Raw genomic sequence first — 6856 nt, forward strand, 5'->3', positions numbered from 1 at the left:
CATACGATAATGCCTGTATAGAATCCTTCCACTCTTCAATTAAAAGAGAATGGCTAAACCGCTTCAATATCCGTAATCAACGATATGCTTATCGACTTATATTTGAATACATCGAGGCGTTTTATAATACTATCAGGATACACAGTCACTGTGCTCTTGCAGCGATATCTTCTTCTTTGAAAGAGAGGGATTTCCGGGCAATCTCAATATAATCCTGCTTACTATAGTTAAGTTTTTGCTTTGTTATTTTATGCACTCTTACCAGTGTTGTGTTAGTATATATATACAAAGCCATCATAAGCTTGAATGGTAAGCGTTTTTCCTATATATTCTATAGGTACAGAATACTGACAGTCTTTGTAGTTAATCATGCTTGATGTATTAACGGATAATGGCTTTGTGGTTATTTGGTAAGGTTTTCTTATTTTTTGCTGTGGTAGGCTGTGTAAGAAAGCCTTTTCTTTGCCAAAATACATTAAAACACTTCAAATGCATTATCCAATAAATTAAATAAAATATCTTGAGTTTTTGAAATAGATAGTCGGTATACCCTAAACCGTGAATAAGACAAAAGTAGCACAAAAACATTAACAATAATCTTTTCACCATTATCAAGCAAAAATTCTATTCTTTCTTTCCAATCAAGCTGAGCTTGTTTCCCCATACCTATTTCATATCTTAAGGTTACATTGTTAACATTAGAAGGTCTTCTCTTTTTAAAATAGCTTTCAAATTCCTCATATTTTTTAGATACAAACAGAAGTTTACATAGCTGCCAGAATAATTATGATTGTCTACCAGGTATTGCCATAAAACTGACTTGTAATAAAAAATCTGTGGATTATTTGGATCTAACAGTTCTTTTATGATTTCAAATAAGGGGTTAAACAATTAGGACCTTTTTTCTTGGTTTCTTTTCAAAACCGTTTATATATTTATCAACTGTTCTACGGTCTACACCTAATTCTCTGCCTATCTGACTTTTATTTACTTTCAAAATGTTCTCCTTTAAAAATGGTTTTAATTTATACAGATCGTTTACTGAATCTATTTTTAAGTCTGCTATGATATTAGATTTTAGAATCATTATGAACTCCTCCTTTTTAGCTCATATATCATAGCATTTGTACATTTTTATTTAATACTAATTGTACATAAATTAGTATAACTTTGTATAGGGCTAGTATATATCAATGGCGTAAACGATATTTGAAAGAAGTAACCTTAGGTCTTATGAATACTAAATACATTACTCCTGGAAAACTTGCAGAAGGCACTGATACATCCTCAGATGAGATAAAACAGTTACAAGCTCAAATGCAGGATATGCAGTTGGAAATAAATATCCTTAAGGAGACAATCAATGTAATAAAAAAAGACTCCAGCATCGATCAAAGCAATCTCAGTAACAGAGAAAAGGCAGTGATGATCGATGCTCTGAAAGACAGATATTCACTGCCTTTATTGCTGAATAAACTTCAATTATCCAAAAGTAGTTATTACTATCAAGAAAAAATCTTATCTTCCAAGGATAAGTATGAGGGATTAAGGGAAACAATAAAAAATCTGTTTAATGAAAACAAAGCCAGATATGGTTATAGGCGAATTCATGCACTTTTAAAACGCAAGGGGATAATTGTTTCAAAGAAAATAGTCCGTCGGATCATGAAAGAAGAAGAACTTATAGTAAAAATAAAGAAAACCGGCAAATATAATTCCTATGCTGGTGAAATAACTCCGCCGGTTGATAACATAGTTGACCGAAATTTTACAGCGATTAACCCAAACGAAAAATGGCTGACCGACATAACTGAATTTGCAATCCCAGCCGGAAAGATATATTTATCACCAATAGTTGACTGTTTTGATGGATTACTTGTAAGTTGGAATATAGATACTTCCCCTGACTCAAATCATGTAAATTCCATGCTGGATAGTGTAGTACAACAGTTAAAACCAACCGAAAAACCATTGCTACATTCCGACAGGGGAGTGCATTATTGTTGGCATGGATGGATAAATCGGATGAATGGATATGGGCTGACAAGATCTATGTCAAAAAGGTGTGTTCCCCTGATAATTCCGCATGCGAAGGAGTGTTTGGAAGAATAAAAAATGAGATGTTTTACAACACAGATTGGTCTGGAGTAAGTATCTCAGATTTCATCAATATATTAGATGACTATCTTCATTGGTATAATGAAGTAAGAATAAAGCAATCACTAGGGTATTTGAGTCCTATGGAGTACAGGCGAAATCTTGGATTGATAGCTTAAACAGTCCAAGAAATCGTCCGCAGCCCCGACTCTCATAAAAGCGAAGCTGCTTCAAAATCCATGATTATAGCTGAGCGTTTCCATTTGTTAAAACAATTGAATATTTTGATTTTGAATTTCAACCAAGTGTAAATAAAATGTAAAAAATATGTATATTTATCTAAGTGATTGTACATTTTTACATAAGATTGTTTGCGCAAAAAAGCTTGATATTTTATAATCACTAGACATGTTAATGATATGTATCATTATAACGATATAAATGATAAGGTGTATTGTGCCTTTTTAGTCGTCGAGTTAAGTTATGTGTAACTTGGTAAGTATTCATCTTTGATATTAGTGGAAATATATTAAATATTGGAAATAAATAGTTGGAGGAACCGAAAAATGTTCGATTTATAAAAAGCTTTATAGACAGTTACAATTCTAATGCTAGAAAAAAGAATTTGAGTGGGGCACCTTTTTTTAGAGATTATAAAGATATCAAGCTAAGTTCTATGAGCTCATTTGATGTTATTAAAATTGCTTTTAAAAAGAGAATGACATGTAATATTAATGAAAAATTGGTGGATATTACATCTGTATATCTTGCGGGAGATTATGTGATATATGGTGAAAATAGCATAGATTTATTGTTGATAAATTGCTGCTTGGGCACAGGAGTTGTAAAGGAAAGAATGGCTTGTAACATACATGTCAAAAGAAGTATAGATGGAGACAATTTGACATTTTCTATAATTAATACTATAGCTGACTATCATAATATGTTAAAAAGTGGAATTCTAATGTCAAACACATTAGCTAAACAAGAAGATAAGATAAATAACGGATATGGGCTTAAATCAAATTATAAGATTTCAGTTAGTATTAGTGGTGAAGGAATTTTGTTCAGAGATAGTAATAAAGTTCTTACAGTAGAGGAAGTTTGTCTTCGAGTTAATGATAATCATTTCAATTCAAAAAAAGATTCTAAAAATCATGCTAATATGTGTAATTCTTCTATTGGAAAAAAAGAAACGAGTTCTGTTATAAATAGTGTTATAAAATGTCCCAGCTGTGAACAAAAATTAAGAGTACCCTGCGAAAAAAAATTCAAGTTAATTGCAGTTCGTGTCATTATTCATTTATTGTTAATAATGGAGTTGTGTCAAAAAAACATCTGAAACATTTGATATATCACATGCTTTGCATGAGGCTACCGCTAATGGAAATATCGACACAGATAGATTACGAAAAATATATACAGAAATTGTTCGCAATTATAATCATAATCCTTCATCTAGTTTAGTTTATAAAGATTTGGATTATGGTATGAATATGCTTTGGAGATATGATGTTCCTGTATGGGTTCCTTTTTACGATGGTTTACCAATGACAATACATATTATGGTTGATGGGACACAATTATTACAATCGATAGGTGTATTTACGGAGGAAGAATTCATAGCATTGGAAGTAAGGGCAAATGCAAAAAAAATGGGATTTAGGTATATAATTGACCTGCTAAGGAAGGATTATCATGATAACTATGGACTTGTATCATTTAATTCTACACAAAAAGGTTCTTGTGAGCGGACTATTTCAAAAGAGATTTTGTTAGGACTTTGTCGTGAAGGCGGAGAATCACGATTTACTATTAATTAATGTAGCATAAAGAAAGTGTGTGAAATATTATCTGAAAAACCAAGATAATCAATGTTGAAAAAATAAGAAGCCGAAAAAGTGAAACAATCCATTTTCGGCTTCTTGATATTACAAACATTTTTTGAGTTGTTAAGTGATTTTGGGAAAGTATGAGAAATATTATCTAAAAACCAAGATAATCAATGTTGAAAAAATAAGAAGCCAAAAAAGTGAAACAATCCATTTTTGATTTCTTGATATTACAAACATTTTTTTGTTGTCAAGTGACAATGCGAAATGATGTAAATATTCCGACACATAGGAGTAAGATTACGGCGTACTTCAAGACCTCATTCTGATACAGTATCATTTCTTCTTTTCTTTACTATAAGATTTTAATGTGTCGATCTTTTGTATCCACTTAAACATACTAACATCATATACCTGGAAAATACGGAATTATAAGGAAGAAACATACTTAAAAAAGAAAGCTAAAACCTAGAAATAGCTAAAAAAGTAACAGAAATCCAGGTGTACATTCCTAGAAAAACAAAAATATAAAAAAGAAAAACATGGTATAATACAGATTAAAAAGTCGTGGAGGGAAAAATGGATATTTGGGAAAAAATGTATCAAATGGCAAAAAAACAATATCATCCGGAGGAGATATCTCCCTTTATATATGCTCACAATGTAGTTTGTGCGCTCGAAGCCGAAAATGGGGAAATATACACCGGCTTTTGTATAGAAAGCTGTAGTGGAGTTATGAATTTATGTGCAGAAAGGGTAGCAGCCCTTAATATGTATATCAATAGTGGCCAGTCAAAAATAAAACGATTAATTGCATTTCGCAATGAAGCTCCATCGGGAGGCGGAAGTGGAATGCCCTGTGGAGCATGTCGAGAGTTTTTTTATCAATTGAATGAAGAAAATGAAAATATGGAAATAATGCTTGATTATAAAAATAGAGAAACCGTGACATTGAAGGAATTGATGCCAAACTGGTGGGGAAAAGAACGCTACGAAAAATCTGGAAAAAATATGTAAATTACAAATTTGCTACACTTAATAAAGGTTTATGCTTAAAAATTGGTATTAAACAAGAATTAACTATCGTTAAAACAAATAATATAGTCAGCCGTGCAGGCTATGAAAACTTAGATAATTACATTTTATATTAAAAAGCAAAAAACATATTTTCGGATTACGTAATTAATTGAGTTCGAAAAAAATGATTATATATACACTAGAATTTCTGTTTTAGAGTCTATGAAAGTGGAAATACTGTATGCGACATACAGCCAAACTTGAGTAAAGCATTTATTAAGAAAGATTACTTAACATAAGATAGATGATTTTCACAATGTCTCACAAATATCGTCAAAGTTAAGAGTTGCTGTTAGCATATTTAAACGGATACAAAAAGAGAGCTGTGATCAAGTATTTAATATAACGACTTAATTCTTATAACAGGGTTTATATAATCCCATAGCGTGTCTTGTAAGGCATTTTCTAATCGTTATAAGAAAGTGGAGGTATATAATAATGTACATACTCAAATACTTCAATTGGGGTGTAAAGTTCTTACTCTGTATGATAACAATGCTGATAAGAAAGAATGTTTTTCGTTGAAATAACTTTCCATAGGAGCATTATCATATGGATACCACGCTTTACTAATGCTTTAAGGGATATCCGGATTCGAACAGAATTCAGTGAACTCTTTTGATGTATACTGGGTTTCCTTAATTTGAATGTATAAGAAGTTTACAGGGATTTATTCCAGGTTGCGAATGAAGGGCTTTCTTCAATGTTCGTTTTACTATAGCTACTGTTATATTTCTATCTATTATGCACGCAACAATGCTTCGGTCATGTAATATAATATTGTAGTTATAACTATTGCTTCCATCTGCCAGGAATAGATAAGTGAAATCAGTACACCATTTTTGAATGATTTTATCTGATTAGCTTGTTCTCATATACTTTATGTGAAATATCTTGTTCATGATTTGCTTTCTTTTTACTGGAGATTAAAAATAGCTACATCACGATATTCATATATTTATGAACCATTAATCGACTGAAATTGTATCCTTTACGACAAAGATACGCATGTGTGGCTCTGTAACCCTCAACGCCTTCATGTGAGTAATATATATCTTGATAGAAATCTTTATTGCAACATGTGGCCACAGTTGGCCTTTTTATGTATAATAAATATTATGTATTATCCGAGCAAGGGGTTATAAATTAAGTTTACCAATACAAGTTCACATACAGCAACATCTATGGATAATGCTAAATATGTATTTAAAATTATTAAAAAAAAGTCTTGACATCAAACAGATATCGCGATACAATAGCAAAGCTGTTTGAGAGAAAAACAGCTAAATAAAAAAGTGCTTGACAAATTTGAAATGGCACTATACAATATCTAAGCTATCTGCGAAAGACAGAGTGAGCAATAGTCGAGACAGAAAATGTTAAAGTTGTTGCAAAAAAAAATTAAAAGTAAAATCCTTGACAAATGAAAGTCAAAGAGATATACTTTTAGAGCTGTCGCAAGAACGATGAAAAATAAAATAAAAAAGTTCTTGACAATACAAAAACAGCATGATAAAATATACAAGCTGTCCTTTGAGACAGGAACAAAAACAACACGGACATTGATAACTAAACAGTACGAAGAAAACCTTGAAAACCAATCAAGAATAGGGAAACCTAAATTCAAAAAGGACTAAAGAGTCCGGTAAAAAACGGAAACAAATTTTAAACAAGAGAGTTCGATCCTGGCTCAGGATGAACGCTGGCGGCATGCCTAACACATGCAAGTCGAACGGAGTGCTTGTAGAAGCTTTTTCGGAAGTGGAAATAAGTTACTTAGTGGCGGACGGGTGAGTAACGCGTGGGCAACCTGCCCTGTACAGGGGGATACCTACCGGAAACGGTAGCTA

Annotated in this window: 6 protein-coding genes, 1 rRNA gene and 2 pseudogenes; 7 read left to right on the top strand and 2 right to left on the bottom strand. The window is 31.9% G+C overall.

What is annotated here, in order from left to right; translation table 11 throughout:
- Positions 1–38 precede the first annotated feature (38 nt).
- A complete protein-coding gene (locus BM153_RS14300; RefSeq protein ID WP_242949127.1) occupies positions 39–212 on the top strand; it encodes a hypothetical protein in 174 nt (57 codons plus the stop codon).
- On the opposite strand, the pseudogene BM153_RS14400 reads toward BM153_RS14300, so the two are convergent.
- A pseudogene (locus tag BM153_RS14400) lies at positions 146–1087 on the bottom strand (Mu transposase domain-containing protein). The gene BM153_RS14300 and the pseudogene BM153_RS14400 overlap by 67 nt on opposite strands.
- Before the next feature lie 122 nt (positions 1088–1209).
- On the opposite strand from BM153_RS14400, the gene BM153_RS10300 reads away from it, so the two are divergent.
- From BM153_RS10300 to BM153_RS10315, 5 genes are all read left to right on the top strand, one after another.
- Positions 1210–2112: an IS3 family transposase gene (locus BM153_RS10300; protein ID WP_242949124.1), complete on the top strand. Its 903-nt coding sequence runs from the start codon at positions 1210–1212 to the stop codon at positions 2110–2112.
- 8 nt (positions 2113–2120) lie between these two features.
- On the top strand, positions 2121–2276 hold the full coding sequence (locus BM153_RS14435; RefSeq protein ID WP_242949128.1) for an IS3 family transposase: 156 nt from the start codon (positions 2121–2123) through the stop codon (positions 2274–2276).
- 371 nt (positions 2277–2647) lie between these two features.
- The gene (locus BM153_RS10305) at positions 2648–3439 is read left to right on the top strand and encodes a hypothetical protein (RefSeq protein ID WP_092873398.1); all 792 of its coding nucleotides are present in this window, start codon (positions 2648–2650) and stop codon (positions 3437–3439) included.
- 148 nt (positions 3440–3587) lie between these two features.
- Positions 3588–3920, top strand: a complete 333-nt coding sequence (locus tag BM153_RS10310) for a hypothetical protein (RefSeq protein ID WP_092873400.1) — start codon at positions 3588–3590, stop codon at positions 3918–3920.
- A gap of 588 nt (positions 3921–4508) precedes the next feature.
- On the top strand, positions 4509–4946 hold the full coding sequence (locus BM153_RS10315) for a cytidine deaminase family protein (RefSeq protein ID WP_092873402.1): 438 nt from the start codon (positions 4509–4511) through the stop codon (positions 4944–4946).
- 465 nt (positions 4947–5411) lie between these two features.
- On the opposite strand, the pseudogene BM153_RS14035 reads toward BM153_RS10315, so the two are convergent.
- Positions 5412–6077 (bottom strand): annotated as a pseudogene (locus tag BM153_RS14035) (transposase); the annotation flags it as partial.
- A gap of 596 nt (positions 6078–6673) precedes the next feature.
- Between BM153_RS14035 and BM153_RS10320 the strand changes: the two are divergent.
- Positions 6674–6856, top strand: a 16S ribosomal RNA gene (locus tag BM153_RS10320); the annotation flags it as partial.

The organism is Acetitomaculum ruminis DSM 5522 (assembly GCF_900112085.1).
GTDB lineage: Bacteria > Bacillota > Clostridia > Lachnospirales > Lachnospiraceae > Acetitomaculum > Acetitomaculum ruminis.